This is a genomic window from Pseudomonas sp. NBRC 111124, assembly GCF_001320245.1.
Taxonomy (GTDB): domain Bacteria; phylum Pseudomonadota; class Gammaproteobacteria; order Pseudomonadales; family Pseudomonadaceae; genus Aquipseudomonas.
Window position 1 is genome coordinate 96,986 of sequence record NZ_BCBA01000036.1, and the last position, 26,650, is coordinate 123,635.

Below are 26,650 nucleotides of genomic sequence, written 5' to 3' on the forward strand. Positions count from 1 at the left end.
GATGTTCGATTCCAGCGCCTTGCTGCGCCAGCGCTTCGCCGCGCTGCGCAGTACGGCCGAGCTGTTTTCCCTGCGCCATGTGAAACAGTCGCACCAGGCGCTTTCGGTTCGTCGCAATGTTGCAGAGCCACCGCACTTCAGCCAGGACGAGGGCGCCATGCTTACCGTACGGGTTAACGGCGTAGAGGCCTATGCGGCCACCGCCGACCTGTCGCAGGCTGGCCTGCAACGGGCGCTGGAGCAGGCCGAGGCGCTGGCTCGTCAGGTCGCCCGGCACAGCCTGCTTGACCTGCGTGAGCAGCCGGTGACCAGCGCCCGTCACGATCACATTTCGCCCAACTTTGACCAACCTGTGCCAAGCCTGGCCGACTGCCTTGGCCTGCTCGCCGCCGAATCCGCCAGCGTGCCCAAGGACAGCCGCCTGGTGGACTGGCAGGCCAGCCTGGGCCTGAGCCTGGTCGAGCAGACCTACCTGAACTCGGCCGGCGCCGAACTGCGCCATGCCCAGCGCTTCCTGTTCCCCGGCCTGAGCGTCACCGCCAGCGACGGCCAGGACAGCCAGAGCCGCAGCCTGGGCCGCGACAACTTTGGCCAGCAAGGCGGCTTCGAGATCATCGAGCGCTGTGGCCTGGTCGGCGCCGCCCGCCTGGTCGCCGACCAGGCGCTGCAGCTGCTGTTGGCGCCGAACACCCCTAGCGGCCTGCGTGACCTGCTGCTGATGCCCGACCAGATGATGCTGCAGATCCACGAATCCATCGGCCACCCGCTGGAGATGGACCGTATCCTCGGCGACGAGCGCAATTACGCCGGCACCAGCTTCGTCAAGGCCAGCGACTTCGGCCACCTGCAATACGGCTCCAACCTGCTCAACGTGACCTTCGACCCGACCATCGGCGAAGAGCTGGCCAGCTACAGTTTCGATGACGACGGCACAGAGGCCAGCAAGCAGTTCCTGATCCGCGATGGCCTGCTGCTGCGCCCGCTTGGCGGCGCGCTGTCACAATTGCGCTCAGGCCTGGATGGCGTAGCCAACAGCCGCGCCTGCAGCTGGAACCGTGCGCCCATCGACCGCATGGCCAACCTCAATATCGAACCGGGCGACCAGCCTCTGGATCAGCTGATCCAGGGCATCGAGCACGGCATCCTGATGCGCACCAACCGCTCCTGGTCCATTGACGATGCGCGCAACAAGTTCCAGTTCGGCTGCGAATGGGGCCAGCTAATCCAGAACGGTGAGCTCAAGGGCATCGTCAAGAACCCCAATTACCGCGGCATCTCCGCGCAGTTCTGGCGCAACCTCGCGGCGGTCGGCGACCGCAGCACCTTCCAGGTCCTGGGCACGCCCAACTGCGGCAAGGGCGAACCCAACCAGGTGGTGCGGGTCGGGCACGCTTCGCCCGCCTGCGTGTTCCGCCAGATCGACGTATTCGGAGGAGACGCCTGATGAAACACGTTTTCGAAGCCCTGGTCGGGGATGTGCGCGCTGCACTGCAAGCGGGTGAGCAGTTCACCCTAGGCTACAGCGCTGAACAGTCGCAATTTGTGCGATTCAACCACGCCAAGGTGCGCCAGGCCGGCGAAGTGAGCCAGGCCAGTGCGCAACTGCGGTTGATCCATGATGGCCGCCAGGCAGAACAGCAGGTGACCCTGAGCGGCGACGCGCAAGTTGACCAGCAACGCTTGGTCGCAGCGCTGGAGCAGTTGCGCCAGACCCTGCCACTGCTGGCTGTCGACCCGTATCTGCGCCTGGACGACAGCGCCTGGCACAGCCTGAACCAACAGCAACAAGCGCTGCCCGAGCTTGACCAGGTGTTGGCCTTGCTCGACCGTGAAGCCGGTGACCTGGACCTGGTCGGCATCTACGCTGCGGGCCCGATCTGCCGGGGCTTTGCCAGCTCGTTCGGGGCGTTCGGCTGGCACCAGGCCAACAGCTTCAATTTCGACTGGAGCCTGTTCCACAGCAATGGCCAGGCCGTCAAGGCCAACTATGCCGGCCAGCAGTGGAGCGCCGCCGACTTGACCGCCCGTCTGCGCCAGGCAAGGGAGCAGCTGAGCTTCCTCGGCCGCCCGGCTGTGACACTCAAACCTGGCAGCTACCGCGCCTACCTGGCGCCCGCCGCCATGGACGAAATCGCCGGCATGCTGTGCTGGGGTGGCTTCTCAGCCCAAGCCCTGGCCACCGGCAACAGCGCCCTGCAGCGCCTGTACAGCGGCGATGCGCAGCTGCATCCGATGGTGAGCTTCAGCGAACAGGTCAGCGGTTCGCTGAGCCCGGCATTCTCCGACGAGGGCTCGCCGCGCCTGGATGTGACGTTGATCCAGCAGGGTAACGCGCTGCAGCGGCTGGTCAGTGCCCGCAGCGCAGCCGAGTTCAAATTGATGGCCAATGGCGCCGACAGCTACGAGTCACCGTGCGCGTTGAGCCTGGCGCCGGGTGGCTTGCCCAGCGCGCAGATTCTTGAGCGGCTCGGCACCGGGCTGTACATCAGCAACCTGTGGTACCTGAACTACTCCGACCTGCCAGCGGCGCGCATGACCGGGCTGACCCGTTTCGCCACGTTCTGGGTGGTGAACGGCGAGATCCAGGGGCCGGTGAGCACCATGCGCTTCGATGACAGCCTGTACAGTTTGCTTGGCAGCCAGCTGGAGGAGCTGACTCAAGAGCGCGAGATGATCCTGTCGACCAGCACCTATGGGCAGCGCAGTACCGGGTCGAGTCATCTGCCGGGGGCGCTGGTCAAAGGGCTGACCCTGACATTGTAATTGGCAGTACCGGCCTCTTCGCGGCTAAAGCCGCTCCTACAGGGATCGCACTCCTCTGTGGGAGCGGCTTTAGCCGCGAAGAGGCCGGAACAGGACAGAAGAGGACGTCATGCCCGATCGAGCACCGCTGGACCCGACCACCGCCCGCTGGCTGCCCTGGGTGGTGGCCATCGCCTTCTTCATGCAGTCCCTGGACGGCACCATCCTCAACACCGCCCTGCCGGCCATGGCTCGTTCGCTGGCCGAAGACCCGCTGCGCATGCAGGGCGTGATCATCGCCTACATGCTCACCGTCGCCCTGCTGATTCCCGCCTCGGGCTGGATCGCCGACCGCTTCGGTACCAAGCGCATCTTCTTCGGCGCCATCCTGCTGTTCAGCTTCGGCTCGCTGCTGTGCGCCACGGCCAACAGCCTCGGTTTCCTCATCTTCGCCCGCATCGTGCAGGGCCTGGGCGGCGCGCTGATGCTGCCGGTCGGGCGCCTGGTGGTGCTGCGCGCCTATCCGCGTACGGAGCTTGTGAGGATCATGAGCTTCATCACCATCCCCGGCCTGCTCGGCCCGCTGCTGGGCCCGACCCTGGGCGGCTGGCTGGTGGAGATCCTCAGCTGGCACTGGATCTTCCTGCTCAACCTGCCCGTCGGTGCACTGGGCTGCTATGCAGTGTGGAAGTTCATCCCAGACCTGCGCGGGGCCGAGCGCACCCGCTTCGATGGTCCCGGCTTCATCCTGTTCGGCACAGCGATGGTACTGATCACCATCGCCATGGAAGGCCTGGGCGAGCTGCACCTGCCGCACCTGCGGGTGATGTTGCTGCTGTTCGCCGGTATGGCTTGCCTGGCCGCGTACTGGCTGCGCGCCGGGCGCGACCCGGAGCCGCTGTTCTCACCCAGCCTGTTCCGTGTGCGCACCTTCGCCATCGGCATCCTCGGCAATCTGTTCTCACGCCTGGGCAGCGGTGCCCTGCCGTTCCTGGTGCCGTTGTTGCTGCAGGTGGCGCTGGGCTATTCGCCGGCCCAGGCCGGCATGAGCATGATCCCGCTGGCCGCCTCGGCGATGCTGGCCAAGTCCGTTGCCCGGTCACTGATAGAGCGGCTGGGTTATCGCATCGTGCTGACCGGCAACACCTTGCTGCTGGGCATCCTGCTGGCCAGCCTGGGCCTGGTCGACGAGCAGACTCCGTATGCACTGCTCTTGGTACAGCTGGCCCTGCTCGGTGCCGTCAACTCGATGCAGTTCACGGCCATGAACACAGTGACCCTGATCGACCTCGACGACGCCAGTGCCAGCAGTGGCAACAGCCTGCTGTCGGTGGTCGCGCAGTTGTCGCTAAGCCTCGGCGTGGCCTGCGCCGGTGCCCTGCTCGGCGGTTTCACTGCGGCGGGCAGCGCCGAGGGCGTGGAGACCACCCTGGGCGCGTTCCAGCTGACCTTTGTCACCATCGGCGTAATGGCCATGCTGGCGGCGGCCATCTTCCTGCAACTGTCGCCGACGGACGGAAGGCGTGCCCGTCGTCCGGAACAACACATGGAGTCGTAGGGCGAATGGCCACGAGGCTGGTAGACTGTGCGACATTTTTCGCTTTGCACCACAGGCCCGCCTCGTGACCACCGAATCCACCGCCTTTGCCACCCTGCCGCTGTCCACCGCCATGTTGGCCAACCTGGACGCCCTCGGCTATGCCTCGATGACACCGATCCAGGCCCAGAGCCTGCCCGTCATCCTGCGCGGCCAAGACCTGATCGCCCAGGCCAAGACCGGCAGCGGCAAAACCGCCGCCTTCGGCATCGGCCTGCTCAACCCGATCAACCCGCGCTACTTCGGCTGCCAGGCGTTGGTGCTGTGCCCGACCCGCGAGCTCGCCGACCAGGTGGCCAAAGAACTGCGCCGCCTGGCCCGCGCCGAGGACAACATCAAGATCCTCACGCTCTGCGGCGGCGTGTCGCTGGGCCCGCAGATTGCCTCGCTGGAACACGGCGCGCACATCATCGTCGGCACCCCAGGGCGCATCCAGCAGCACCTGGACAAAGGCACCCTGGTGCTCGACGGCCTGAACACGCTGGTGCTGGACGAAGCCGACCGCATGCTCGACATGGGCTTCTTCGACGCCATCGCCAGCATCATCGGCAAGACCCCGTCGCGTCGCCAGACCCTGCTGTTCTCGGCCACCTACCCGGCCGGCATCGAGCAGCTGGCCGCTGACTTCATGCGCAAGCCGCAGCAGGTCAAGGTCGAAAGCCTGCATGCCGACAACCAGATCGAGCAGCGCTTCATCGAGATCGATCCTCAGCAGCGCCTGGAAGCCGTCACCCGTGTGCTCGGCCACTATCGCCCGCAATCGTGCGTGGCGTTCTGCTTCACCAAGCAGCAGTGCGAGGACGTGGTTGCCCACCTGACCGCCAAGGGCATCGTCGCCCAAGCCCTGCATGGCGACCTGGAACAGCGCGACCGCGACCAGGTGCTGACCATGTTCGCCAACCGCAGCAGCTCGGTGCTGGTGGCCACTGACGTGGCGGCCCGTGGCCTGGATATCGATGGCCTGGACATGGTCATCAACGTCGAACTGGCGCGTGATGCCGAGATCCATGTGCACCGCGTCGGCCGTACCGGCCGCGCTGGCGAGAAAGGCGTCGCGGTCAGCCTGGTAGCGCCAGCCGAAGGCCACCGCGCCCAGGCCATCGAAGACCTGCAGAAGAGCCCGCTGCGCTGGGACCAGCTGGACAGCCTGAAGAACCAGGGCGGCGCGCCGATGCTGCCGCTGATGAGCACGCTGTGCATCGCAGCCGGGCGCAAGGACAAGCTGCGCCCGGGTGACATTCTGGGTGCACTGACCGGCGATGCCGGGATCCCGGGCAAGCAGGTAGGCAAGATCGCCATCTTCGACTTCCAGGCCTTTGTGGCCGTTGAGCGAGCGCTCGCCAAACAGGCCATGCAGCGCTTGAACAGCGGCAAGATCAAGGGCCGGGCCCTGAAAGTCCGTATCGTCTGACCTATTTTGGGGCTGCTTTGCAGCCCTTCGCGACACAAGGCCGCTCGTACAGGAACATGCGATTCCCTGTAGGAGCGGCCTTGTGTCGCGAAAGGGCCGCGCAGCGGCCCCGGCTATCTACGAGGTAACACCGTGCACTCCACCGACGTGATCATCCTCGGCGCCGGCGCCGCCGGCCTGATGTGCGCCCAGCTCAGCGCCCGCCGTGGCCGCCGGGTACTGCTGCTCGACCACGCCAACAAGCCCGGCAAGAAGATCCTCATGTCCGGCGGCGGGCGCTGCAATTTCACCAACCTGTACACCGAGCCAGCCAACTTCCTTTCGCAGAACGCACACTTCTGCAAGTCGGCCCTGGCCCGCTACACCCAGTGGGACTTCATCGAACTGGTGAGCAAGCACGGCGTGCCGTACCACGAGAAGAAGCTCGGCCAGCTGTTCTGCGACAACAAGGCCAGCGACATCCTCGACATGCTGCTGGCCGAATGCGACGCAGCCGGCGCCGAGATCCGCATGCACACCAGCATCGAACAGATCGAGAAGACCGAAACCGGCTATCTGCTGCAGACCAGTGGCGGCCAGTTCACCTGCCAATCGCTGGTGATCGCCACCGGCGGCCTGTCGATCCCGACCCTCGGCGCCACCGGCTTCGGTTACCAGGTGGCCCGACAGTTCGGCCACACCCTGCTGCCGACCCGCGCCGGGTTGGTGCCGTTCACCATCACCGAGCCCCAACTCAAGGCACTGTGCACCGAGTTGTCGGGCACCTCGCTGGACTGCACCGCCAGCTGCAACGGCACCAGCTTCCGCGAGAACCTGCTGTTCACCCACCGTGGGCTCAGTGGCCCGGCGATTCTGCAGATCTCGTCGTTCTGGGAAGCTGGCGACACGGTGGAGATCAACCTGCTGCCCGATCGCGATGCACTGACCTGGCTGCAGCAGGTGCAGGCCGAACGCGCCAACGCCGAACTGAAGACCGTGCTGGGCGAAGTGTTTACCCGCAAGCTGGCCAACCTGCTGGCCGAGCAGTGGTTCGAGTCGCGGCCGATGAAGCAGTACACCCCGGCGGAACTTGCGCAGATCGCCGAGAAACTGGCGAACTGGCAGGTGGTGCCGGCCGGTACCGAAGGCTACCGCACTGCTGAAGTGACCCTCGGTGGCGTGGACACCCGTGAAGTGTCGTCCAAGACCATGGAATCGCTGAAAAGCCCCGGCCTGTACTTCATCGGCGAAGTACTCGACGTCACCGGCCACCTGGGCGGTTTCAATTTCCAGTGGGCCTGGGCATCGGCCAACGCCGCTGCGCAGTTCGTGTAGAGTAGAATCCATTCAGCAGCACGGAACGCTTCTTGCTGGCCGTGCTGCAATGCATTCATTCGATCACTGCCTAGCGGGCCATCATGTCATCGAGTTCGTTCCGTCAGTCACTGCGTCGCCTGTGGGGCCAAGACAAGTTCAGTTATAGCATCCGGGTTACCATCGCCCTCACCGGCAGCCTGGCCCTGTGCTGGTACCAGAACGAGATGGCCCTGCTGATTCCGCTGTTCCTCGGCATCATCGCCAGCGCCCTGGCCGAGACCGATGACAGCTGGCAGGGCCGCCTCAGCGCCCTGGCCGTTACCCTCCCCTGTTTTGCCATCGCAGCACTGGCAGTCGAGCTGCTGTTCCCCTACCCATGGATCTTCGTCGGCGCCTTGGCGCTGGCCGCGTTCGGCCTGACCATGCTCGGTGCCCTTGGCGAGCGCTATGGCGCGATTGCTTCGGCAACGCTGATCACCTCGGTGTACACCATGATCGGCGTGGACCAGCGTGGCGGGCAGGTCACCGACTTCTGGCACGAGCCGATGCTGCTGGTCGCGGGTGCAGCTTGGTACGGCCTGCTCTCGGTGCTGTGGCAGGCGCTGTTTTCCAACCAGCCGGTGCAGCAGAGCCTGGCCAGGCTGTTCTTCGAACTCGGCAGCTACCTCAAGCTCAAGGCCAGCCTGTTCGAGCCGATCCGCAACCTCGATGTCGAGGCCCAGCGCCTGGAGCTGGCGCGGCAGAATGGCAAGGTGGTGGCGGCACTCAACGCGGCCAAGGAAATCATCCTGCACCGGGTCGGCAACAGCCAGCCGAACTCCAAGGTCAGCCGCTACCTCAAGCTGTACTTCCTGGCCCAGGACATCCACGAACGCGTCAGCGCTTCGCACTACCCTTACAACGCCCTGAACGAGGCGTTCTTCCACAGCGATGTGATGTTCCGCTGCCAACGCCTGCTGCGCAAACAGGGTGCCTCCTGCCAGGAGCTGGCCCGCTCGATCCGCTTGCGCCAGCCTTTCGTGCTGGCTAGCGGTTTCGCCGAAGCACTGGAAGACCTCAACGCCTCGCTTGAACACCTGCGCATCCAGAGCAACCCGGCCTGGCGTGGCCTGCTGCGTTCATTGCGGGCCCTGGCCGCCAACCTGGCGACCCTCGACCGCCTGCTCAGCGCCGCCAGCAACCCCGACAGCCTGGCCGATGCCAGCGACAGCAGCCTGCTCGACCGCTCGCCACGCACCCTGAAAGACGTGTGGACGCGCCTGCGCACCCAGCTGACGCCGACCTCGCTGCTGTTCCGCCACGCCTTGCGCCTGCCGCTGGCGCTGTCGATCGGTTATGGCATGGTGCACCTGATCCACCCGACCCAGGGTTACTGGATCATCCTCACCACACTGTTCGTCTGCCAGCCCAACTATGGCGCCACCCGACGCAAGCTGGTGCAGCGGATCTTCGGCACCGCGATCGGCCTGACCGTCGGCTGGGCGCTGTTCGACCTGTTCCCCAACCCGGTCATCCAGTCGCTGTTCGCGGTGGCTGCGGGGGTGGTGTTCTTCGTCAACCGCACCACCCGCTACACCCTGGCCACCGCAGCGATCACCCTGATGGTGCTGTTCTGCTTCAACCAGATCGGCGATGGCTACGGCCTGTTCCTGCCGCGCCTGTTCGATACTTTGGTCGGCAGCCTGATCGCCATCCTCGCGGTGTTCCTGTTCCTGCCCGACTGGCAGGGCCGGCGTCTGAACAAGGCATTGGCCAACACCCTGAGCTGTGCCAGCGAGTACCTGCGCCAGATCATGCAGCAATACGCCCACGGCAAGCGCGACGACCTCGCCTACCGACTGGCCCGACGCAATGCCCACAACGCCGACGCGGCGCTGTCGACCACCCTGGCCAACATGCTCATGGAGCCGGGGCATTTCCGTAAGGAGGCCGATGTCGGCTTCCGCTTCCTGGTGCTGTCACACACCTTGCTCAGTTACCTGTCAGGGTTGGGCGCGCATCGCGATACCGCCTTGCCGGCAGAGGTGCAGGAACAGCTGATCGATGGCGCCGGGAAGAGCCTGGCCAATAGCCTGGACGAGATTGCCAATGGCCTGGCGGCACGGCTGCCGGTGGCGATTCACAGTGATGCCGAAGAGGCACTGGCCGATGCCCTGGAGCAGATGCCGGAAGAGCTGGATGAGCACCAGCGTTTGGTACAGACGCAGTTGGCGTTGATCTGCCGTCAGCTGGGGCCGTTGCGCACCCTGGCGGCCCACCTCATCAAAGAGGCACCGGCAGCCTGAACCGCCTGAGGTCAGAAGCCATGCTGGTGCATCAGCCTTGCATAGCTGCCATCGGCCTTCATCGCGGCGATGGCCTGCTCGAAGCGTTCGACGATCTGCTGGTGATCAGGGTGTTTCAGGCTCACCAGAATATGCAGGGAATTCTCCCCCAGCAGCGGCTCCATCAGCGCCACGCTATCGCGCACGGCCTGCGGCTCGCGCTGCAGGTTGTAGCGCGCCACATATTCATCCTCCACCGCCAGGTTCACTCTGCCGGCCGCCAGCATGCGCACAGCGGTCGAGAAATCGCGCACCGCCACCTTATGCAAGCGGGTATCGCCATCGAAGGCCGGTGAATAGGCGTAGTCGCGCACGACCGCGATGCTGAACGGGTAAAGGTCAGCCTGATTTTTGTAGCGGAATGTGTCGCCCTTGCGCTTGAGCAGGCGAATGCGGTTACTCAGGTAGCCCTTGGAAAACTGCCCGATCTGTTTGCGCGCGTCATTGAACCAGGCATTGATCAGCACGTCATAGCGCCCTTCGCCAATGCCCATCAACGCTCGCGCCCAAGGCACTTCTTCGTAGCCGCTGGCATATCCGGCGCGGGCCAGCGCCGTGGTTACCAGGCTGGTGGCCAGGCCACCACCGGGCATGGTGCTGTCGGTGAACGGAGGCCAGCTGTCGGCAACCAGCCGCAGCCTCTCCTGGCCGAGTGCAGGCGTTGCCAGCATGACACTCAGCAAACCCAACGTGCAAAGCAGCGGCCGCATGCAGAAGTCCTTTTGCAGTGGAAGGCACACGCTGTAGAAGGCGATTCGCAGATGAGAGTACACAAAGCCGTTGCCTGGGGCAGCGGCCAATAATGTCATTTAGCCTCTATTTTGGCCGAGCTGCGAAAATTTGCGATGATCGGCCATCACTTTCAGGAGTTCTCATCATGTCCATCCAGTGGCTCTGCAAGCATCACTCCGACCTCGACAAGCATGAACTCTACGCCATCCTGCAATTGCGTACCGCTGTGTTCGTGGTCGAGCAACGCTGCGCTTACCAGGAAGTCGATGGCCAGGACCTGGCGGGCGACACCCTGCATCTCATGGGCTGGCAGGATGACAAGCTGGTGGCCTACCTGCGCCTGCTTGATCCGCAGTCCCAGGGCGGCGATGTGGTCATCGGGCGGGTGGTGACCTCACCCGAAGCACGCGGGCTGAAACTCGGACATCCGCTGCTGCTGAAAGGGTTGGAGGCGGCCGGCCACTGCTGGCACGGCACGCCGGTTTACCTGTCAGCCCAGGCACATCTGCAGGGCTTCTATGCCCGGCACGGGTTCGAGGTGGTGGGGGAAGAGTACCTGGAGGACGATATCCCGCATATCGGCATGCGCAAGGTCATGGATAGCCCAGTACTTCCCTGATCTGCCGCAGGTGCCGGATGATCCACTGCTTGTCGATCGCACCCCAGTCATGGATGCGGTAATGCCCGGCATGGTTGCGCGCACCTTCCTGCTGCTCGAACTCGCAGACGATGTCCAGGTCGGCGAGTGCGGCAATGGTGTCCTGCGCCGTACGCCGTGGCATGCCGGTGGCCTCCATCAGCGCCGGCACGCTGGTGGCGGTCTGGCTGTCGATCAGCCAGGCTACGTACAGGCGACGGTAAAAACTGCTCTTGGTCTTGCTCACATCCATGCTGCGTGATCCTTACAGGTTGCCTGGCAACTCCCGGTAGGTCAGGTAGACGCGCAGGTCGAATTCCAATTGGTGGTAAGCCGGCTCCATGTGCTGGCAGAGCTGGTAGAACGCCTTGTTGTGATCGCGCTCGCGCAAGTGCGCCAACTCGTGCACGACGATCATGCGCAGGAATTCCGGCGCCGCTTCCTTGAACAGCGAGGCAATGCGGATTTCCTTCTTTGCCTTGAGCTTGCCGCCCTGCACCCGCGACACCGCCGTATTGAGCCCCAAAGCCCGATGGGTCAGGTCCAGGCGGTTGTCGAACAGCACCTTGTCCAGGTTCGGCGCGCTGCGCAGATATTGCTGGCGCAGGTCCTGGGCATAGCCGTACAGCGCCTTGTCGCTCTGCACGTCATGGCGGCCGGGGTAGCGGCGCTGCAGGTACTCGCCCAGGCGGTCGCTGTCGATCATCTGCCGCACCTGCTCCTGCAGGTGCGGTGGGTAGGCTTGCAAATAGCGTAATACGGTCATGGCACGGCATTCGGCGTAACGAATGCCGATTCTAGCCAATCACGACCGCAGCCAGGGAAAAATCGCCGGGAAGGCGGTAGCATCCGCCGCCGTCATCGGGCGAGCGACCAGAAAGCCCTGTACATAAGCGCAACCGTTTGCCTTCAACCACGCAGCCTGGGCCTCTGTTTCAACACCCTCCGCGATCACGGTAATGCGGTAATCCGCGCACAGGCTGATGACACTGCGCACCAATGCAGCATCCACTGCTGAATCCGGCAGGCGCGCCACCAGATGGCGGTCCAGCTTCAACGTGTCGATAGGCAGGTCGCGCAACATGCGCAGCGAGCAGTCGCCCGCGCCGAAATCGTCCAGCGCCACGCGCACGCCCAGCTCACGTAGGCGGTGAATCTGCTTGATCGCCGTGTCGATGTTGTACATCAGCGAGGTCTCGGCCACCTCGACCTCCAGCTGCGCCGGATCGAGCTGATAGTCCTGGATCACCCGCTGCAGTTCATCGACCAAGCTGGGCATGGTGAACTGCGCGCGGCTCAGGCTGATACCCAATACCAGTTCCGGGGCGAAACGCTGGCACCAGGCCTGACGCTGGGCGGCGCCCTGGCGGTAGATCCAGCTGGCCAGGCGATTGATCAGCCGAGCTTCTTCCAGCAAGGGTATGAACAGCCCTGGCGGCACATCGCCTACGCTGGGGTGCTGCCAGCGCAGCAACGCCTCGAAGCCCCGCAGCTGGCCGTCGGCAAAGGCCACCTGGGGTTGGTACACGAGGGTGAAATCCTGGACCTCGATGGCATTGCGCACGCTGTCTTCGAGCATCAGCCGCGAGCGGGCGCGACCGTTGAGTTCCTGATCATAGAAGCGATACTGCTGGCGACCGGCCTGCTTGGCCGCATACATCGCCGTATCCGCGGCGCGCAGCAACCCCTCGACATTGCCACCACAGTCGGGGTAGGTGGCGATGCCGATGCTGACACCCAGGCACACATCCAGCCCATCCACCTGCTGCTGGATCGACACGCGCTCGAGCAGCTTCTCGGCATGGCGCCCGGCCTGTTCCGGGTAAGGCAGCCGGTCGAATAGCGCGGTGAACTCGTCGCCGCCCATGCGCGCCAGCAACGCTTCGCTGCCAAGGCAGTCCTTGATCTGCTCGGCCACCCAGCGCAGCACTCGGTCTCCGGCCTCATGGCCCAGCGAGTCGTTGATCCGCTTGAAGCCATCCAGGTCCATGTACATCAGGGCCTGGGCCTTGTTCGAGCGCTCGCCGCGCAGCAAGGCGCCCTCGGCGGCCTGGTAGAAACCGCGGCGGTTGAGCAGCCCGGTCAAGGGGTCGGTCACCGCCTGGTATTCGAGCTGCTGGTGCAGGTTGCGCTCCACCGACATGTCCAGCACCGTGACCACCATGGCCTGCTGCTCCGCCGGTAGCGGCGCGCATGACAGGGCCACGGGTAGCAGCTGACCATCCGGGGCGCGCAGGTGGGCATCATGGACCCGCACGATCTGCCGCGCGAGATAAGCGTTGTGAAACGCCGATTCGCTCCACAGGGTGGCGTTGGCCGCCTGCAGCAAATCGAGCAGATGGATGCCCTGCAGTTGCTCGACCGGGGTATGCATCAGGCGCGAGATCGCCGGGTTGGCAAAGCTGATGACGCCCTCGGCGTCGACCACCAGGATGCCTTCGGCGGCGTTCTCCAGGATCGAAGCGTTGAACGCCCGGGCCGCTTCCAGCTCGCGGGTCAAGCGCTGCAGCATGCGCCGGTTGCGCTGCTGGTCCAGCTGCGCCTGCACCTTGGGCTTGAGAATCTGTGGATCGAACGGCTTGAACAGGTAGTCCACCGCACCACTGGCGTAGCCCTTGAGCACGGCGGCATCGGACTGCTCGTTGGCGGTAAGAAAGATGATCGGGGTCAGCCGGGTTCGTTGGCTGCCGCGCATCAGGCGGGCGACCTCGAAGCCGTCCATTTCGGGCATCTGCACATCGAGCAGCACCAGATCGACCTCGTGTTCGAGCAACGTACCCAGGGCTTCCATCCCTGAGCTTGCCGTCAACACGTGCCAATCGTTGCGTGCCAGCAAAGCGCGCATGCTAATGAGGTTTTCCGGGTAATCGTCCACCACCAGAAGAACCGATTGGCCATCCAGTGGTTGAGGGTAAGCGCCATCCATGCTGCTTCTCTTGTTTGACCGACTTCGACTAGCTATTGGATCCGATTCTTACTCTAGACCCGCCTATGCGACAAGCAATGGAATCAGATCGCTATCAGTGATTAAGTTTCACGGTAGCCGACTAACGGTTGCCTTGCAGCATTTTCGACGCATAAAAAAACCCGCAACGCTGCGGGTTTTTCGCTATTGCACCTGAATCAGTTGACCTTGGCGGCCAGCTCACCCTTCAGGTAGCGCTGGAACATGCCTTCCAGGGAGATCGGCTTGATCTTCGAGGCATTGCCGGCAGTACCGAACGCTTCGTAACGGGCGATGCACACGTCGCGCATGGCCTTCACGGTTTCACCGAAGAACTTGCGTGGGTCGAACTCGCTCGGGTTCTGTGCCATCAGACGGCGCATGGCACCGGTGGAGGCCAGGCGCAGGTCGGTGTCGATGTTGACCTTGCGCACGCCGTGCTTGATACCCTCGACGATCTCTTCGACCGGTACGCCGTAGGTCTCTTTGATGTCGCCGCCGTACTGGTTGATGATCGCCAGCCACTCTTGCGGTACCGAGGAAGAACCGTGCATCACCAGGTGGGTGTTAGGGATGCGCTTGTGGATTTCCTTGATGCGGTCGATGGCCAGCACGTCACCGGTAGGCGGCTTGGTGAACTTGTAGGCGCCGTGGCTGGTGCCGATGGCGATAGCCAGGGCGTCGACCTGGGTCTTCTTGACGAAGTCGGCGGCTTCTTCCGGGTCGGTCAGCATCTGGCTGTGATCCAGCACGCCTTCGGCACCAATGCCGTCTTCTTCACCGGCCATGCCGGTTTCCAGCGAACCCAGGCAGCCCAGCTCGCCTTCCACCGAAACGCCGCAGGCGTGGGCCATGGCCACGGTCTGCTGGGTAACGCGCACGTTGTACTCGTAGTCGGTCGGAGTCTTGCCGTCTTCACCCAGCGAGCCGTCCATCATCACCGAGCTGAAGCCCAGCTGAATGGAGCGCTGGCACACGTCAGGGCTGGTGCCGTGGTCCTGGTGCATGCACACCGGGATGTGCGGGAATTCTTCGATGGCGGCCAGGATCAGGTGACGCAGGAAGGGGGCACCGGCGTATTTGCGGGCGCCGGCCGAAGCCTGGACGATCACTGGGGAGTCGGTCTTGTCGGCCGCTTCCATGATGGCGCGCATCTGCTCGAGGTTGTTGACGTTGAAAGCCGGAACGCCGTAACCGAACTCGGCGGCGTGGTCCAGCATCTGGCGCATGCTAATGAGTGCCATTGTGTATCTCTCTCCCGACAAGCGTCGTTTGTTTCGTGCAAGCCTGCCGCAGGGGCGGTTGCTGTTCAAGTAGTGTGGGCCGCCAGTGCGGCCCGGCCAGTCACGGTGCCTTGCAGCCCCGCCCAATCAGATCGTTGGTTGCCACCCAGTACACCAAGCCTTCTTCGCCCTTGGTGTGGAAGGCCAGCACGCCATCGCTGTACAGCGCGCCAGAGGCGCCCGGCTCGGATTTCAGCCGATAGACCTGGTCACCGCCACCGAGGCGTACGTCAACCTGATCCCGTTGTGCATCCGCGAAGCGCCACAGCACTTCGGCCTGGGTGTCGCAGACCCAGCGGGTCCAGTTGTCCGCCGGGGCGGAAGGTGCAGGCTGTATCAGCGAGCATCCCGCCAGTGTCGCCAGGGCCATGGAGGCCAGCAGCGCTTTCATTACATATCCTCTAGATGACCACACAGCGGTCGCTTGGTTGCCTGCCCCGACGAAACGCACCGTCTCAGGGGCAACCCGGCGCTTGGCGCTGGTGTTCTTCGTCGTACTTTTCCATGCCTTCCGGGCCTACGCGCTTGCTGATCACCGGCACGGTCTCGGCCTGCCACTCAGACTGGTAGCAGCCCCCCTTGGGCGGCTGCGCCGGGTCGGTGTCCGGCGACGAACTGCTGGAGCAGGCGCCCAGCAGACCGGCCAGGATCATCACAGGCAATTGCTTGACCATCAGGTCGCTCCCTTTGCCAGGCGCCGCCATTGTCAGGCTTTTGCCCGCTCTTCCAGGATCGCCACGGCTGGCAGCACCTTGCCTTCGACGAACTCGAGGAAGGCACCGCCACCGGTAGAAATGTAGGAGATATCCTTGCTGACGCCATATTTGTCGATGGCAGCCAGGGTATCGCCACCACCGGCGATGGAGAACGCGGCGCTGTCAGCGATGGCCTTGGCCAGCACTTTGGTGCCGTTGCCGAACTGATCGAACTCGAACACGCCAACCGGGCCGTTCCACAGGATGGTCTTCGACGACTTCAGCAACTCGGCGAAATTGGCAGCGGTCTGCGGGCCGATGTCGAGGATCATGTCGTCGGCGGCTACGTCGGCGATGGCCTTGACGGTGGCTTCGGCGTCCTCGGCGAACGCCTTGGCAACCACGACGTCGACCGGCAGCGGTACGCTGACCTTGGCGGCGATGGCCTTGGCCGTTTCGACCAGGTCAGGCTCGTACAGCGACTTGCCAACCGGGTGGCCGGCAGCGGCCAGGAAGGTGTTGGCGATACCGCCACCGACGATCAGCTGGTCACAGACGCTGCTCAGGCTGTTCAGCACGTCCAGTTTGGTCGATACCTTGGAGCCGGCAACGATGGCCGCCATTGGCCTGGCCGGGGCCTTCAAGGCCTTGCCGAGGGCGTCCAGCTCGGCCGCCAGCAGCGGGCCGGCAGCCGCGACCTTGGCAAACTTGGCGACGCCATGGGTAGAGCCTTCGGCGCGGTGAGCGGTGCCGAAAGCGTCCATCACGAACACGTCGCACAGGGCGGCGTACTGCTGCGCCAGCTCGTCAGCGTTCTTCTTCTCGCCCTTGTTGAAGCGTACGTTCTCGAACAGCACCAGGTCACCGGCATTGACCTGAACACCGCCCAGGTAATCGGCAACCAGCGGCACTTCGCGGCCCAGGGCCTTGCTCAGGTAATCGGCAACCGGCTTGAGGCTGTTCTCGGCAGAGAACTCGCCTTCGGTCGGGCGGCCCAGGTGCGAGCAGACCATTACCGCCGCACCCTTTTCCAGGGCCAGCTTGATGGTCGGCAACGCTGCGAGGATACGCGCATCGCTGGTTACCACACCGTCCTTCACAGGTACGTTGAGGTCCTCGCGGATCAGTACGCGCTTACCTTGCAGGTCGAGGTCGGTCATCTTCAACACGGTCATGAATGCAGTCCTTCAGGGCTGTTTGCTGCGGGTTGGGTGTACGACGTGCAGATAGTGTTCGGCAACGTCGAGCATACGGTTGGCGAACCCCCATTCGTTGTCGAACCAAGCCAGCAGGTTCACCAGGCGAGGGCCTGAAACGCGGGTCTGGCTGGCATCGACGATGGCCGAATGCGGGTCATGGTTGAAATCACAACTGGCGTGAGGCAGCTCGGTGTAGGCCAGCAGGCCTTTGAGCGGGCCGCTTTGTGCCGCCTCGCGCAGCACCCGGTTGACCTCGGCCGCGCTGGTATCGCGGGCGGTCTGCAGGGTGATGTCCAGGCACGAGACGTTGACGGTCGGCACGCGTACCGCTTTGGCCTGAATTCGCCCGGCAAGTTCCGGAAGCAGGCGTTCGATGCCGCGCGCCAGGCCCGTGGACACCGGGATTACCGACTGGAAGGCCGAGCGCGTGCGGCGCAGGTCTTCATGGTGATAGGCGTCGATCACCGGTTGATCGTTCATCGCCGAGTGAATGGTGGTGATCTGCACGTACTCGATGCCGAATGCCTGGTCCAGCACACGCAGCAGCGGGACGCCGCAGTTGGTGGTGCAGGAGGCGTTGGACACCAAACGTTCGTTGCCCGTCAGGCAATCCTGGTTGATGCCGTATACCACGGTGGCGTCGACATCCGCCTCACTGGCCATGGGCTGCGAGAACAAGACGCGCGGCGCGCCGGCGTCGAGAAAACGCTGGCCATCGGCGCGGGTGTGGTAGACGCCGGAGCACTCCAGCACCAGGTCGACGCCCAGGGCGGCCCAGTCGACGCCTTCGGGGGTGGCGCTGCGCAATACTTTCACGCAGTCGCCATTGATGTGCAGACAGTCGCCATCGACCTTCACCTCACCGGGAAAACGCCCATGGGTGGAGTCGAAGCGTGTCAGGTATTCGATGCTGGCCTGATCGGCCAGGTCGTTCAGTGCAACGACCTCGAAACCGGCCTTTGCCCCACGCTCGAACAGTGCGCGCAGGACACATCGGCCGATGCGGCCGTAACCGTTGAGTGCAACTTTGTAGGGACGCGGGTGGGGCATAGGTGGCTCGTTAACTCCGGCTATTGAACGGGACCGCTGTGCGGCCCTTTCGCGGCACAAGGCCGCTCCTACAAGGGACGGCATGCGCAATACCCTGTAGGAGCGGCCTTGTGCCGCGAACGAGGGCCAAAGGCCCTCGCCTTGCCTGTATCAGTCTTCCAGCAGCTCTTCGGCGGTGCCCAGGATGTTTTCCAGGGTGAAGCCGAATTCCTCGAACAGCGCAGCGGCCGGAGCCGACTCACCGTAGGTGGTCATGCCGATGACACGGCCTTCCAGGCCGACGTACTTGTACCAGAAGTCCGCGTGGGCAGCTTCGATGGCGATACGCGCAGCGACTTCGACCGGCAGTACCGACTGCTTGTAGGCAGCGTCCTGGGCGTCGAACACGCTGGTGCAAGGCATGGAAACCACACGCACATTGCGGCCCTGCTCGGTCAGCTTGACGTGTGCCTGAACGGCCAGGCCCACTTCCGAACCGGTAGCGATCAGGATCAGCTCAGGTTCGCCAACGCAATCCTTGAGTACGTAGCCACCGCGGCTGATGTCGGCGATCTGCTGGGCGTCACGTTCCTGGTGCTGGAGGTTCTGGCGCGAGAAGATCAGCGCCGATGGGCCGTCCTTGCGCTCCAGGGCGTTTTTCCAGGACACGGCCGACTCGACCGCATCGGCTGGGCGCCAGGTGTCCAGGTTCGGCGTGCTGCGCAGGCTGGTCAGCTGCTCGATCGGCTGGTGAGTCGGGCCGTCTTCGCCCAGGCCGATGGAGTCGTGGGTGTAGACGTGAATCACACGCTGCTTCATCAGTGCCGACATGCGCACGGCATTACGGGCGTATTCCATGAACATCAGGAAGGTCGCGCCGTAAGGCACCAGGCCACCGTGCAGGGCAACGCCGTTCATGATCGCGGTCATGCCGAACTCACGCACGCCGTAGAACACGTAGTTGCCGCTGGCATCGTTGGCTTCGACGCCTTTGCAACCTTTCCACAGGGTCAGGTTGGAGCCGGCCAGGTCAGCCGAACCGCCGAGGAACTCAGGCAGCATCGGGCCAAATGCGTTCAGTGCGTTCTGGCTGGCCTTGCGGCTGGCGATGGTTTCGCCTTTGGCGGCCACTTCATTGATGTAGGCCTGGGCCTTCTCGCTGAAGTCGGCCGGCAGCTCGCCGCTGTCACGGCGCTTGAACTCGGCAGCCAGCTCTGGGTAGGCCTTGGCGTAAGCGTCGAAACGCTGGTTCCAGTCGGCTTCGGCCTTGGCACCGGCAGCCTTGGCATCCCACTCGGCGTAGATCTCGGCCGGAACTTCGAACGGACCGTAGTTCCAGTTCAGTTCCTTGCGGGCCAGGGCGATTTCGTCATTGCCCAGCGGTGCGCCGTGGCAGTCTTCCTTGCCCTGCTTGTTCGGCGAGCCGAAGCCGATGATGGTCTTGCAGCAGATCAGGGTCGGACGGTCGCTTTTGCGCGCTGTCTCGATGGCCATCTTGATTTCGTCGGCGTCGTGGCCGTTGACGTTACGGATCACCTGCCAGTTGTACGCTTCGAAGCGCGCCGGGGTGTTGTCGGTGAACCAGCCGTGCACTTCGCCGTCGATGGAGATGCCGTTGTCGTCGTAGAAGGCGACCAGCTTGTTCAGGCCCAGGGTGCCGGCCAACGAGGCGACTTCGTGGGAGATGCCTTCCATCATGCAGCCGTCGCCGAGGAACACGTAGGTGTTGTGGTCGACGATGTTGTGGCCTTCACGGTTGAACTGGGCAGCCAGCACTTTCTCGGCCAGGGCGAAGCCCACGGCGTTGGCGAGGCCTTGGCCGAGCGGACCGGTGGTGGTCTCGACGCCTGGGGTGTAGCCGTATTCCGGGTGGCCCGGGGTACGGCTGTGCAGCTGGCGGAAGGCCTTGAGGTCGTCGATCGACAGGTCATAGCCGGTCAGGTGCAGCAGCGAGTAGATGAGCATCGAGCCGTGGCCGTTGGACAGCACGAAGCGGTCACGGTCGGCGAAGTCCGGGTTGCTCGGGTTGTGCTTCATGTAGTCGCGCCAAAGCACTTCGGCGATATCCGCCATGCCCATGGGGGCACCTGGGTGGCCGCTGTTGGCCTTTTGCACGGCATCCATGCTGAGTGCACGAATGGCGTTGGCACGTTCACGACGGCTGGGCATCGCTGATCTCCTGGGGCTTGAATAGGTGGTGTCACGAAAAAGGCGGCCATTTTCGCCCACTGCGGGGGCCGGGGGCAATGACGGATGGTCGCAGTTGGGGGATTTTCCTGTGATTGGCCCTCATAACGGCGAAAAAACCGTCAGGGTCACCCGCCGATCAGCCAATATCAAAACTTTTTGATATTGAACTTGCGGGGGCAGCCCTGCCTGTCTAGACTGCCGCCCCATGAACCTCCGTGCGCAACCGATCCCTCAGCAAAGCGACACACTGGCCGCCCTGTGCAAGGCCAGTGGCGACGAGCTGCGCCTGAACGTATTGCGTGCCCTGGCCAGTGATTCGTTCGGCGTGCTGGAGCTGGCACAGATCTTCGATGTCGGCCAGTCGGGCATGAGCCATCACCTCAAGGTGCTGGCCCAGGCCGAGCTGGTGGCCACCCGGCGCGAAGGCAATGCGATCTTCTACCGCCGTGCCCTGCCCGACAGCCAGCGCTTCGGCGGGCGCCTGCACACGGCCCTGCTCGATGAGGTCGACGACCTGACCTTGCCGGAAGATGTCCAGGCCCGTATCGCCCAGGTGCAACAACGCCGCGCCGCCACCAGCCAGGACTTCTTCCTGCGCGTGGAAGAAAAATTCCGCGCCCAGCAAGACCTCATCGCCGGCTTGCCGCAGTACCGCGAGAGCCTGCTGGCGCTGCTCGACAAACTGAACTTCGCACCGGCTGCCAGCGCACTGGAGGTCGGCCCCGGCGACGGCGGCTTCCTGCCTGACCTGGCGCGGCGCTTCGCCAAGGTCACGGCCCTGGACAACAGCCCGACCATGCTCGAACTGGCGCGCCAGGTTTGTGAGCGCGAACGACTGAGTAATGTAAACCTGCAGTTGGCCGATGCACTGGGTGCAACGGATGTGGAAGCCGACTGCGTTGTGCTGAACATGGTCCTGCACCATTTCAGCGACCCGGCCGTGGCACTGCGCCAGCTGGCCAAACGGGTGAAGGCAGGCGGCAGCCTGCTGGTTACCGAACTGTGCAGCCATGACCAAGGTTGGGCGCGAGAAGCCTGCGGCGACCTCTGGCTCGGCTTCGAACAGGACGACCTGGCCCGTTGGGCCACAGCCGCCGGGCTGGCCCCCGGGGACAGCCTCTATGTGGGCTTGCGTAACGGTTTCCAGATCCAGGTCCGCCATTTTCAGCGGACGGCTGGCGACATACACCATCGGTAAATTTCAGGAACCTTCGAGATGAGCGAATACTCCCTTTTCACCTCCGAGTCCGTGTCCGAAGGGCATCCGGACAAGATCGCCGACCAGATTTCCGACGCGGTCCTTGATGCCATCATCACCCAGGACAAATACGCCCGCGTTGCGTGCGAAACCCTGGTCAAGACCGGTGTCGCCATCATCGCCGGCGAAGTGACCACCTCCGCCTGGGTCGACCTGGAAGAGCTGGTGCGCAAGGTCATCATCGACATCGGCTACAACAGCTCCGACGTCGGCTTCGACGGTGCCACCTGCGCCGTGATGAACATCATCGGCAAACAGTCGGTGGATATCGCCCAGGGCGTCGACCGCTCCAAGCCGGAAGATCAGGGCGCCGGTGACCAGGGCCTGATGTTCGGCTACGCCAGCAACGAAACCGACGTGCTGATGCCAGCACCGATCTGCTTCTCGCACCGTCTGGTCGAGCGCCAGGCCGAAGCACGCAAGTCCGGCCTGCTGCCATGGCTGCGCCCGGATGCCAAATCGCAGGTCACCTGCCGTTACGAAAACGGCAAGGTCGTCGGTATCGACGCCGTGGTGCTGTCGACCCAGCACAACCCTGAGGTATCGCAAAAAGACCTGCAGGAAGCGGTGATGGAGCTGATCGTCAAGCACACCCTGCCGGCCGAGCTGCTGCACAAGGGCACCCAGTTCCACATCAACCCGACCGGCAACTTCATCATCGGTGGCCCGGTGGGCGACTGTGGCCTGACCGGCCGCAAGATCATCGTCGACTCCTACGGCGGCATGGCCCGTCACGGTGGTGGCGCGTTCTCCGGCAAGGACCCATCCAAGGTCGACCGCTCCGCCGCCTACGCCGGCCGCTACGTGGCCAAGAACATCGTTGCCGCCGGCCTCGCCGAGCGTTGCGAGATCCAGGTGTCCTACGCCATCGGCGTGGCCCAGCCGACCTCCATCTCGATCAACACCTTCGGCACCGGCAAGGTCTCCGACGACAAGATCATCCAGATCGTGCGCGAGTGCTTCGACCTGCGCCCGTACGCCATCACCAAGATGCTCGACCTGCTGCACCCGATGTACCAGGAAACCGCAGCCTACGGTCACTTCGGCCGTGAGCCGCAGCAGAAGACTGTCGGCGACGACACCTTCACCACCTTCACCTGGGAACGCACCGACCGCGCCCAAGCGCTGCGTGACGCTGCTGGCCTGTAATTTTCATACAGCGGTAAACGAAAGCCCCTGCCGAGTGATCGGCAGGGGCTTTTTTTGTGACATATCGGCTGACAACTGCATGGCGCAACGCTCGCTTCCGTTGCCTAGGCTGAGGCTTCCCCTCCGCCAAGCAAGGATGCTGGCCATGCCGTTGATGCTCCTGTTCCTGCTCGCTCTATCGTTCAATGCACAAGCCGCTGGCTGCCCGAACTGGTCAGCGGAGCGGGCACGGGCCGAAGTCACCGCCCTGCGCGAGACGGTCAGCCAATGGGATGACCACTACCATCGCCTGGGCGAGTCGCTGGTGCCCGACGAGGTCTATGACCAGAGCCGACAACGCCTGCTGCATTTGCAAGCGTGCTTCGCGCTAGAGAGCGAGCTGGATTCACTGGCCAGCGCACGTGGGCCGATAGCCCACCCGATCCGCCACACCGGCGTCGACAAACTCTCGAATGAACAGGCCGTCAGCCAATGGATGGCCGGCAAGACAGGCGTCTGGCTGCAACCAAAGGTCGATGGCGTCGCGGTGAGCCTGGTCTATCGCCAAGGTCGGCTAGTGCAACTGCTCAGCCGTGGCGACGGCACCCACGGGCATGACTGGAGCCGGCATATCGAGGTTCTGGAAGGCATCAACCGGCAGTTGCCCAGGCCGATGGACCTGGTTCTGCAAGGGGAGCTGTACATGCGCCTGGATGGCCATGTGCAGGCTCAGGCCGGCAGCGTCAACGCCCGCACCACTGTCGCAGGGCTGCTGGCGCGCAAGCAGCTGGGCCGTGATCAGGGTGTAGGCATTGCGCTATTCGTCTGGGACTGGCCGCAAGGGCCGAGCGATCAAGGCGAGCGTATGGCCCGGCTGGCTGAGCTGGGCTTCGCCGACAGCCAACGTTTCAGTGTGGCCATCAACAGCGCTGACGAGGCTGCTCACTGGCGTATGCACTGGTATCGCACTGCCCTGCCCTTCGCCACGGACGGGGTAATCCTGCGCCAGAACGCGCGGCCGTTCGCCGAACGCTGGCAGAGTAATGCGCCTTACTGGATCGCCGCCTGGAAGTATCCTTTTACCCAAGCGCTGGCCGAGGTACGTGACGTGCACTTTCGCATCGGCCGCACAGGCCGTATCACGCCCATCCTGAAGCTGCAGCCGGTGCAACTCGACGACCGCCGTATTGGCCAGGTGAGCCTGGGTTCCCTGGCACGCTGGCAGGCACTCGACATTCGCCCAGGGGATCAGGTCGCCATCAGCCTTGCGGGGCTGACCATACCGCGCTTCGAGCAGGTTGTGCACCGCGCCACCGAGCGCCACACCGTGCCGGTACCTGCGCTGGATCAATACAATACCTTGAGCTGCTGGCAGGCTAGTGAACACTGCGAAGAACAGTTCATAGCCCGCCTCACCTGGCTCAGTGGCAAGCAAGGCCTGGCCATGCCGGGCACCGGGCCGGGCACCTGGCGACGATTGGTAGAGGGCGGGCTGGTCACGTCGCTGGCAGACTGGTTGGCGCTCGACGCCGAGCGACTGGCCCAGCTGCCTGGTATCAGCGATACCACCGCCAGGCGCCTGCAGCGAAGTTTCGAGACAGGCCGCACCAGGCCGTTCGCCCAGTGGGTCAGCGGCCTTGGCGTGCCGGCACCACGTAACCTGCCACTCGAAGGCGACTGGGCAGCCCTCGCCAGGCGCTCCGCCGCGCAATGGCAAGCCTTGCCCGGTATCGGCGCAACCCGCGCCAGCCAGCTACAGTCTTTTTTCGCAGCGGAGCACGTGCAGGCCCTGGCCCAACAGCTGAGTGAAAGCGGTATTGAAGGGTTTTCAGCTACAGCCCCGTGAGAAGCAATGAGTTTTAACAAAAACCGTTGTAGGAAAATGCCTGGATTGTTCCAGAAATCTCCAACAAGGGTTCCTAAATAGACAAAACCAAGGCAGGATTTGCCCCATCTTTTGCTGCCCCGCCCCCTCAAGGAGGCTTTGATGAAATTGTTTTCCACCCTGGCACTGCTGACCGCACTGGGTCTCGCCGCTGGCGCTGCCCAAGCTGCCCAGCCCGACGATGGCCTGACCGGTTGCGCCGCCAAGCGCAGTGCCATCGAGAACCAGCTGAAAATAGCCCGCGACCATGGCAACAGCGATCAGGTGGCAGGGCTCGAGGAAGCGCTGCGTGGCGTCGACAATTGCACCGACACCGGCCTGCGCAAAGAGCGCGAGCAGAAAGTGCTCGACGCTCGTCATGAGGTGGCGCAGCGCGAGAAGGATCTGAAGAAGGCCGAGAAAAAAGGCGATGCGGAGAAGATCAACAAGCGTAAGGACAAGCTTGCCGAGTCCCGTAAAGAGCTGCAGGAAGCCGTGGAAGACCTCGACCGCTGATCTTGCCTGATCGCCTGTTGACGCAGGCGATCAATGATTGCGGAATTCGGTATGGCACGCCTTGCACGCCGCCTCGACCTTGTCCATCGGTGCCTTCAATTGCGCCGCGTCCAGCGGCTGGGCCCGCGTCACGTCGACCAACTCACCGGTCACGCCCTCCAGCTGCCGGGCAAGGTCATGGAAACGCGCCTGCCGCTCCCACACATCCGCACGCGCGCTGCTGCCCCCCCCATCCCGCACCTGAGGAAAATGCTGCCACGGCGCGTGGGCCAGGCCATCGAGCTTCAACGCACCCTCGGCGAACTTCACCCCGTCGAAGGGCAACCGCCCGCGCAACATGCCGCCCATATCTTCGCTGGTCTTGAGCATGTCCTTGAAGATTGCCTTGCGCTTGCCCAGCGGCGAGTTCGGGTCGACCCGGTCACAGGCAGACAGAGCAAGGGCAGCCAGCAGTACAACGGTCAATCGCTTGAACATCACGGTCACTTCAGCCTGCACAAAGGGGCGGCCAGTATCGCCGCCAGCCAGGCAAAGACCAATAGCCACATATTTTTCAGGGGTGAATTTTCATGTTCGCCACCTACAGGATCACGCTGATGAAATCTGCCCTGCGCCATCTCGCCTGGACGCTGCCAGCCCTGGCCCTGCTGGCCGGCTGTAATGGCGGCGAGAACGCCAAGCCCGAGCCCCACGCCATCGCCACCTACGCGCCGGCCACCTGGAAAGATCTGCCCGCCGTCAGCGATGACGACCTGCTGGCAGGCTTCTATGCCTGGCGCAGCGGCTGCGAAAAGCTCAAGCGCGACCCCGTGTGGGCCGCCACCTGTGAAGCAGCCGGCAGCGACACGGCGAGCGCCGCACAGGTGCGTACCTTCCTCGAGCAGAACCTTCAGGTCTACGGCCTGCGTTCCGCCGACAACAACGCCAACGGCCTGATTACCGGTTACTACGAACCGGTCTACCCCGGCAGCCTGAAGCGCACAGAAGCCGCGCACGTGGCGGTTTATGGCGTACCCGACGACATGATCGTGGTCGACCTGGCCAGCGTTTACCCCGAACTCAAGGGCAAGCGCCTGCGTGGCCGCCTGGATGGTCGTGTACTCAAGCCCTACGACACCGCCGAGGTGATCAGTCGCGATGGCGTCAAGGCGCCCGTGCTGGCCTGGCTGACCGACCCGATGGACCTGCAGTTCCTGCAGATCCAAGGCTCGGGCCGGGTCCAACTGGAAGATGGCCGCCAATTGCGACTGGGCTATGCCGACCAGAACGGCCACCCCTACCGGCCAATCGGCCGCTGGCTGGTGGAGCAAGGCCAGCTGAAAAAAGAAGACGTGACCATGGGCAGCATCCACGCCTGGGCCATGGCCAACCCGCAGCGCGTGCCGGAACTGCTGGCCAGCAACCCTAGCTACGTGTTCTTCAGTGCCCGCCCGGACAGTAACGAAGGGCCGCGTGGCTCGCTGAACGTGCCGCTGACAGCGGGCTACAGCGTAGCCATCGACCGCAAGGTGATCCCGCTGGGTAGCTTGCTGTGGCTATCGACCACGCGTCCTGACGGCACGCCGGTGGTACGCCCCGTGGGCGCTCAGGATACCGGCGGGGCAATCGCTGGCGAAGTGCGTGCCGACCTGTTCTGGGGGACCGGCCCAGAAGCCGGGGAGCTGGCGGGGAACATGAAGCAGCAGGGGCAGATCTGGATGCTGTGGCCCAAGGGCAAGCCCTTGCCTGAGGTGCCGAAGGTCCTCTGACTCGGCGCTGGATTCTTCGCGGGCTCGCCCGCTCCCACAGGTACCGCGTCAGCCCTT

The 26,650-nt window shown here is 63.9% G+C and carries 23 protein-coding genes; 12 read left to right on the forward strand and 11 right to left on the reverse strand.

Going from position 1 to position 26,650, the window contains the following annotated elements:
- The first annotated feature begins 1 nt into the window (after position 1).
- The 6 genes from APH28_RS15545 to yccS all read left to right on the forward strand — a co-directional run bounded on the left by APH28_RS15545 (position 2) and on the right by yccS (position 9,331).
- Positions 2-1,444 (forward strand): TldD/PmbA family protein, encoded by a 1,443-nt coding sequence (locus tag APH28_RS15545; protein ID WP_060510751.1) that lies wholly within the window; start codon positions 2-4, stop codon positions 1,442-1,444.
- Positions 1,444-2,763, forward strand: a complete 1,320-nt coding sequence (locus APH28_RS15550) for a TldD/PmbA family protein (RefSeq protein ID WP_060510754.1) — start codon at positions 1,444-1,446, stop codon at positions 2,761-2,763. The genes APH28_RS15545 and APH28_RS15550 overlap by 1 nt, the downstream gene beginning before the upstream one ends.
- Positions 2,764-2,872: 109 nt before the next feature.
- Complete coding sequence (gene mdtD, locus APH28_RS15555) at positions 2,873-4,300, forward strand: multidrug transporter subunit MdtD (RefSeq protein ID WP_060510756.1); 1,428 nt, start codon at positions 2,873-2,875, stop codon at positions 4,298-4,300.
- A 112-nt stretch (positions 4,301-4,412) separates the two neighbouring features.
- Positions 4,413-5,750 (forward strand): ATP-dependent RNA helicase DbpA, encoded by a 1,338-nt coding sequence (dbpA, locus tag APH28_RS15560; RefSeq protein ID WP_256249570.1) that lies wholly within the window; start codon positions 4,413-4,415, stop codon positions 5,748-5,750.
- Between the two features lie 132 nt (positions 5,751-5,882).
- A complete protein-coding gene (locus APH28_RS15565; protein ID WP_060510759.1) occupies positions 5,883-7,064 on the forward strand; it encodes an NAD(P)/FAD-dependent oxidoreductase in 1,182 nt (393 codons plus the stop codon).
- 83 nt (positions 7,065-7,147) lie between these two features.
- Entirely contained in the window at positions 7,148-9,331 is a 2,184-nt protein-coding gene (gene yccS, locus APH28_RS15570) for a YccS family putative transporter (protein WP_060510762.1), read from the forward strand.
- A gap of 11 nt (positions 9,332-9,342) precedes the next feature.
- On the opposite strand, the gene APH28_RS15575 is transcribed toward yccS, so the two are convergent.
- The gene (locus APH28_RS15575; protein ID WP_060510764.1) at positions 9,343-10,080 is read right to left on the reverse strand and encodes an ABC transporter substrate-binding protein; all 738 of its coding nucleotides are present in this window, start codon (positions 10,078-10,080) and stop codon (positions 9,343-9,345) included.
- Positions 10,081-10,247: 167 nt separating this feature from the next.
- Between APH28_RS15575 and APH28_RS15580 the strand changes: the two genes are divergently transcribed.
- On the forward strand, positions 10,248-10,721 hold the full coding sequence (locus APH28_RS15580) for a GNAT family N-acetyltransferase (protein ID WP_060510766.1): 474 nt from the start codon (positions 10,248-10,250) through the stop codon (positions 10,719-10,721).
- Here the strand turns inward: APH28_RS15580 and APH28_RS15585 are convergent.
- The 9 genes from APH28_RS15585 to tkt form a co-directional block, all read right to left on the reverse strand.
- Positions 10,696-10,992 (reverse strand): helix-turn-helix domain-containing protein, encoded by a 297-nt coding sequence (locus tag APH28_RS15585; protein ID WP_012312450.1) that lies wholly within the window; start codon positions 10,990-10,992, stop codon positions 10,696-10,698. The two genes, APH28_RS15580 and APH28_RS15585, sit on opposite strands and share 26 nt — an antisense overlap.
- A 12-nt stretch (positions 10,993-11,004) precedes the next feature.
- Positions 11,005-11,505 carry a M48 family metallopeptidase gene (locus APH28_RS15590; RefSeq protein WP_027920691.1) on the reverse strand — a complete coding sequence of 167 codons (501 nt, stop codon included), beginning with the start codon at positions 11,503-11,505 and terminating at the stop codon, positions 11,005-11,007.
- Positions 11,506-11,544: 39 nt separating this feature from the next.
- The gene (locus APH28_RS15595) at positions 11,545-13,665 is read right to left on the reverse strand and encodes a bifunctional diguanylate cyclase/phosphodiesterase (RefSeq protein WP_060510768.1); all 2,121 of its coding nucleotides are present in this window, start codon (positions 13,663-13,665) and stop codon (positions 11,545-11,547) included.
- 197 nt (positions 13,666-13,862) lie between these two features.
- Positions 13,863-14,927 (reverse strand): class II fructose-bisphosphate aldolase, encoded by a 1,065-nt coding sequence (gene fba, locus APH28_RS15600; protein WP_008093958.1) that lies wholly within the window; start codon positions 14,925-14,927, stop codon positions 13,863-13,865.
- Between the two features lie 100 nt (positions 14,928-15,027).
- On the reverse strand, positions 15,028-15,357 hold the full coding sequence (locus APH28_RS15605; RefSeq protein WP_060510770.1) for an MliC family protein: 330 nt from the start codon (positions 15,355-15,357) through the stop codon (positions 15,028-15,030).
- A gap of 64 nt (positions 15,358-15,421) precedes the next feature.
- Positions 15,422-15,640 carry a hypothetical protein gene (locus APH28_RS15610; RefSeq protein WP_060510794.1) on the reverse strand — a complete coding sequence of 73 codons (219 nt, stop codon included), beginning with the start codon at positions 15,638-15,640 and terminating at the stop codon, positions 15,422-15,424.
- A 32-nt stretch (positions 15,641-15,672) separates the two neighbouring features.
- Positions 15,673-16,836 (reverse strand): phosphoglycerate kinase, encoded by a 1,164-nt coding sequence (locus APH28_RS15615; protein ID WP_060510772.1) that lies wholly within the window; start codon positions 16,834-16,836, stop codon positions 15,673-15,675.
- Between the two features lie 12 nt (positions 16,837-16,848).
- Complete coding sequence (epd, locus tag APH28_RS15620; protein WP_060510774.1) at positions 16,849-17,910, reverse strand: erythrose-4-phosphate dehydrogenase; 1,062 nt, start codon at positions 17,908-17,910, stop codon at positions 16,849-16,851.
- A 150-nt stretch (positions 17,911-18,060) separates the two neighbouring features.
- A complete protein-coding gene (gene tkt / locus APH28_RS15625) occupies positions 18,061-20,058 on the reverse strand; it encodes a transketolase (protein WP_060510777.1) in 1,998 nt (665 codons plus the stop codon).
- 226 nt (positions 20,059-20,284) lie between these two features.
- Here tkt and APH28_RS15630 point away from each other — a divergent pair, with 226 nt between their 5' ends.
- From APH28_RS15630 to APH28_RS15645, 4 genes are all read left to right on the forward strand, one after another.
- Positions 20,285-21,277: a metalloregulator ArsR/SmtB family transcription factor gene (locus APH28_RS15630; RefSeq protein WP_060510779.1), complete on the forward strand. Its 993-nt coding sequence runs from the start codon at positions 20,285-20,287 to the stop codon at positions 21,275-21,277.
- An 18-nt stretch (positions 21,278-21,295) separates the two neighbouring features.
- On the forward strand, positions 21,296-22,486 hold the full coding sequence (gene metK, locus APH28_RS15635) for a methionine adenosyltransferase (protein WP_060510781.1): 1,191 nt from the start codon (positions 21,296-21,298) through the stop codon (positions 22,484-22,486).
- 145 nt (positions 22,487-22,631) lie between these two features.
- Positions 22,632-24,311 (forward strand): NAD-dependent DNA ligase LigB, encoded by a 1,680-nt coding sequence (gene ligB, locus APH28_RS15640; RefSeq protein ID WP_060510784.1) that lies wholly within the window; start codon positions 22,632-22,634, stop codon positions 24,309-24,311.
- 141 nt (positions 24,312-24,452) lie between these two features.
- Positions 24,453-24,845: a DUF1090 domain-containing protein gene (locus APH28_RS15645; protein ID WP_060510786.1), complete on the forward strand. Its 393-nt coding sequence runs from the start codon at positions 24,453-24,455 to the stop codon at positions 24,843-24,845.
- Positions 24,846-24,875: 30 nt separating this feature from the next.
- Here the strand turns inward: APH28_RS15645 and APH28_RS15650 are convergent, their stop codons facing one another.
- Complete coding sequence (locus tag APH28_RS15650; protein ID WP_060510796.1) at positions 24,876-25,322, reverse strand: cytochrome c; 447 nt, start codon at positions 25,320-25,322, stop codon at positions 24,876-24,878.
- A 119-nt stretch (positions 25,323-25,441) separates the two neighbouring features.
- Between APH28_RS15650 and APH28_RS15655 the strand changes: the two genes are divergently transcribed.
- Entirely contained in the window at positions 25,442-26,593 is a 1,152-nt protein-coding gene (locus tag APH28_RS15655) for a murein transglycosylase A (RefSeq protein WP_060510798.1), read from the forward strand.
- The last annotated feature ends 57 nt before the right edge of the window (positions 26,594-26,650 follow it).

Excerpts from the sequence above, each read along its gene's own strand:
- APH28_RS15545 (WP_060510751.1), top strand. The coding sequence starts at position 2 with ATGTTCGATTCCAGCGCCTTGCTGCGCCAGCGCTTCGCCGCGCTGCGC.
- APH28_RS15550 (WP_060510754.1), top strand. The coding sequence starts at position 1,444 with ATGAAACACGTTTTCGAAGCCCTGGTCGGGGATGTGCGCGCTGCACTG.
- mdtD (WP_060510756.1), top strand. The coding sequence starts at position 2,873 with ATGCCCGATCGAGCACCGCTGGACCCGACCACCGCCCGCTGGCTGCCC.
- dbpA (WP_256249570.1), top strand. The coding sequence starts at position 4,413 with ATGTTGGCCAACCTGGACGCCCTCGGCTATGCCTCGATGACACCGATC.
- yccS (WP_060510762.1), top strand. The coding sequence starts at position 7,148 with ATGTCATCGAGTTCGTTCCGTCAGTCACTGCGTCGCCTGTGGGGCCAA.
- APH28_RS15575 (WP_060510764.1), bottom strand. The coding sequence starts at position 10,080 with ATGCGGCCGCTGCTTTGCACGTTGGGTTTGCTGAGTGTCATGCTGGCA.
- APH28_RS15580 (WP_060510766.1), top strand. The coding sequence starts at position 10,248 with ATGTCCATCCAGTGGCTCTGCAAGCATCACTCCGACCTCGACAAGCAT.
- APH28_RS15585 (WP_012312450.1), bottom strand. The coding sequence starts at position 10,992 with ATGGATGTGAGCAAGACCAAGAGCAGTTTTTACCGTCGCCTGTACGTA.
- APH28_RS15590 (WP_027920691.1), bottom strand. The coding sequence starts at position 11,505 with ATGACCGTATTACGCTATTTGCAAGCCTACCCACCGCACCTGCAGGAG.
- APH28_RS15595 (WP_060510768.1), bottom strand. The coding sequence starts at position 13,665 with ATGGATGGCGCTTACCCTCAACCACTGGATGGCCAATCGGTTCTTCTG.
- fba (WP_008093958.1), bottom strand. The coding sequence starts at position 14,927 with ATGGCACTCATTAGCATGCGCCAGATGCTGGACCACGCCGCCGAGTTC.
- APH28_RS15605 (WP_060510770.1), bottom strand. The coding sequence starts at position 15,357 with ATGAAAGCGCTGCTGGCCTCCATGGCCCTGGCGACACTGGCGGGATGC.
- APH28_RS15610 (WP_060510794.1), bottom strand. The coding sequence starts at position 15,640 with ATGGTCAAGCAATTGCCTGTGATGATCCTGGCCGGTCTGCTGGGCGCC.
- APH28_RS15615 (WP_060510772.1), bottom strand. The coding sequence starts at position 16,836 with ATGACCGTGTTGAAGATGACCGACCTCGACCTGCAAGGTAAGCGCGTA.
- epd (WP_060510774.1), bottom strand. The coding sequence starts at position 17,910 with ATGCCCCACCCGCGTCCCTACAAAGTTGCACTCAACGGTTACGGCCGC.
- tkt (WP_060510777.1), bottom strand. The coding sequence starts at position 20,058 with ATGCCCAGCCGTCGTGAACGTGCCAACGCCATTCGTGCACTCAGCATG.
- APH28_RS15630 (WP_060510779.1), top strand. The coding sequence starts at position 20,285 with ATGAACCTCCGTGCGCAACCGATCCCTCAGCAAAGCGACACACTGGCC.
- metK (WP_060510781.1), top strand. The coding sequence starts at position 21,296 with ATGAGCGAATACTCCCTTTTCACCTCCGAGTCCGTGTCCGAAGGGCAT.
- ligB (WP_060510784.1), top strand. The coding sequence starts at position 22,632 with ATGCCGTTGATGCTCCTGTTCCTGCTCGCTCTATCGTTCAATGCACAA.
- APH28_RS15645 (WP_060510786.1), top strand. The coding sequence starts at position 24,453 with ATGAAATTGTTTTCCACCCTGGCACTGCTGACCGCACTGGGTCTCGCC.
- APH28_RS15650 (WP_060510796.1), bottom strand. The coding sequence starts at position 25,322 with ATGTTCAAGCGATTGACCGTTGTACTGCTGGCTGCCCTTGCTCTGTCT.
- APH28_RS15655 (WP_060510798.1), top strand. The coding sequence starts at position 25,442 with ATGAAATCTGCCCTGCGCCATCTCGCCTGGACGCTGCCAGCCCTGGCC.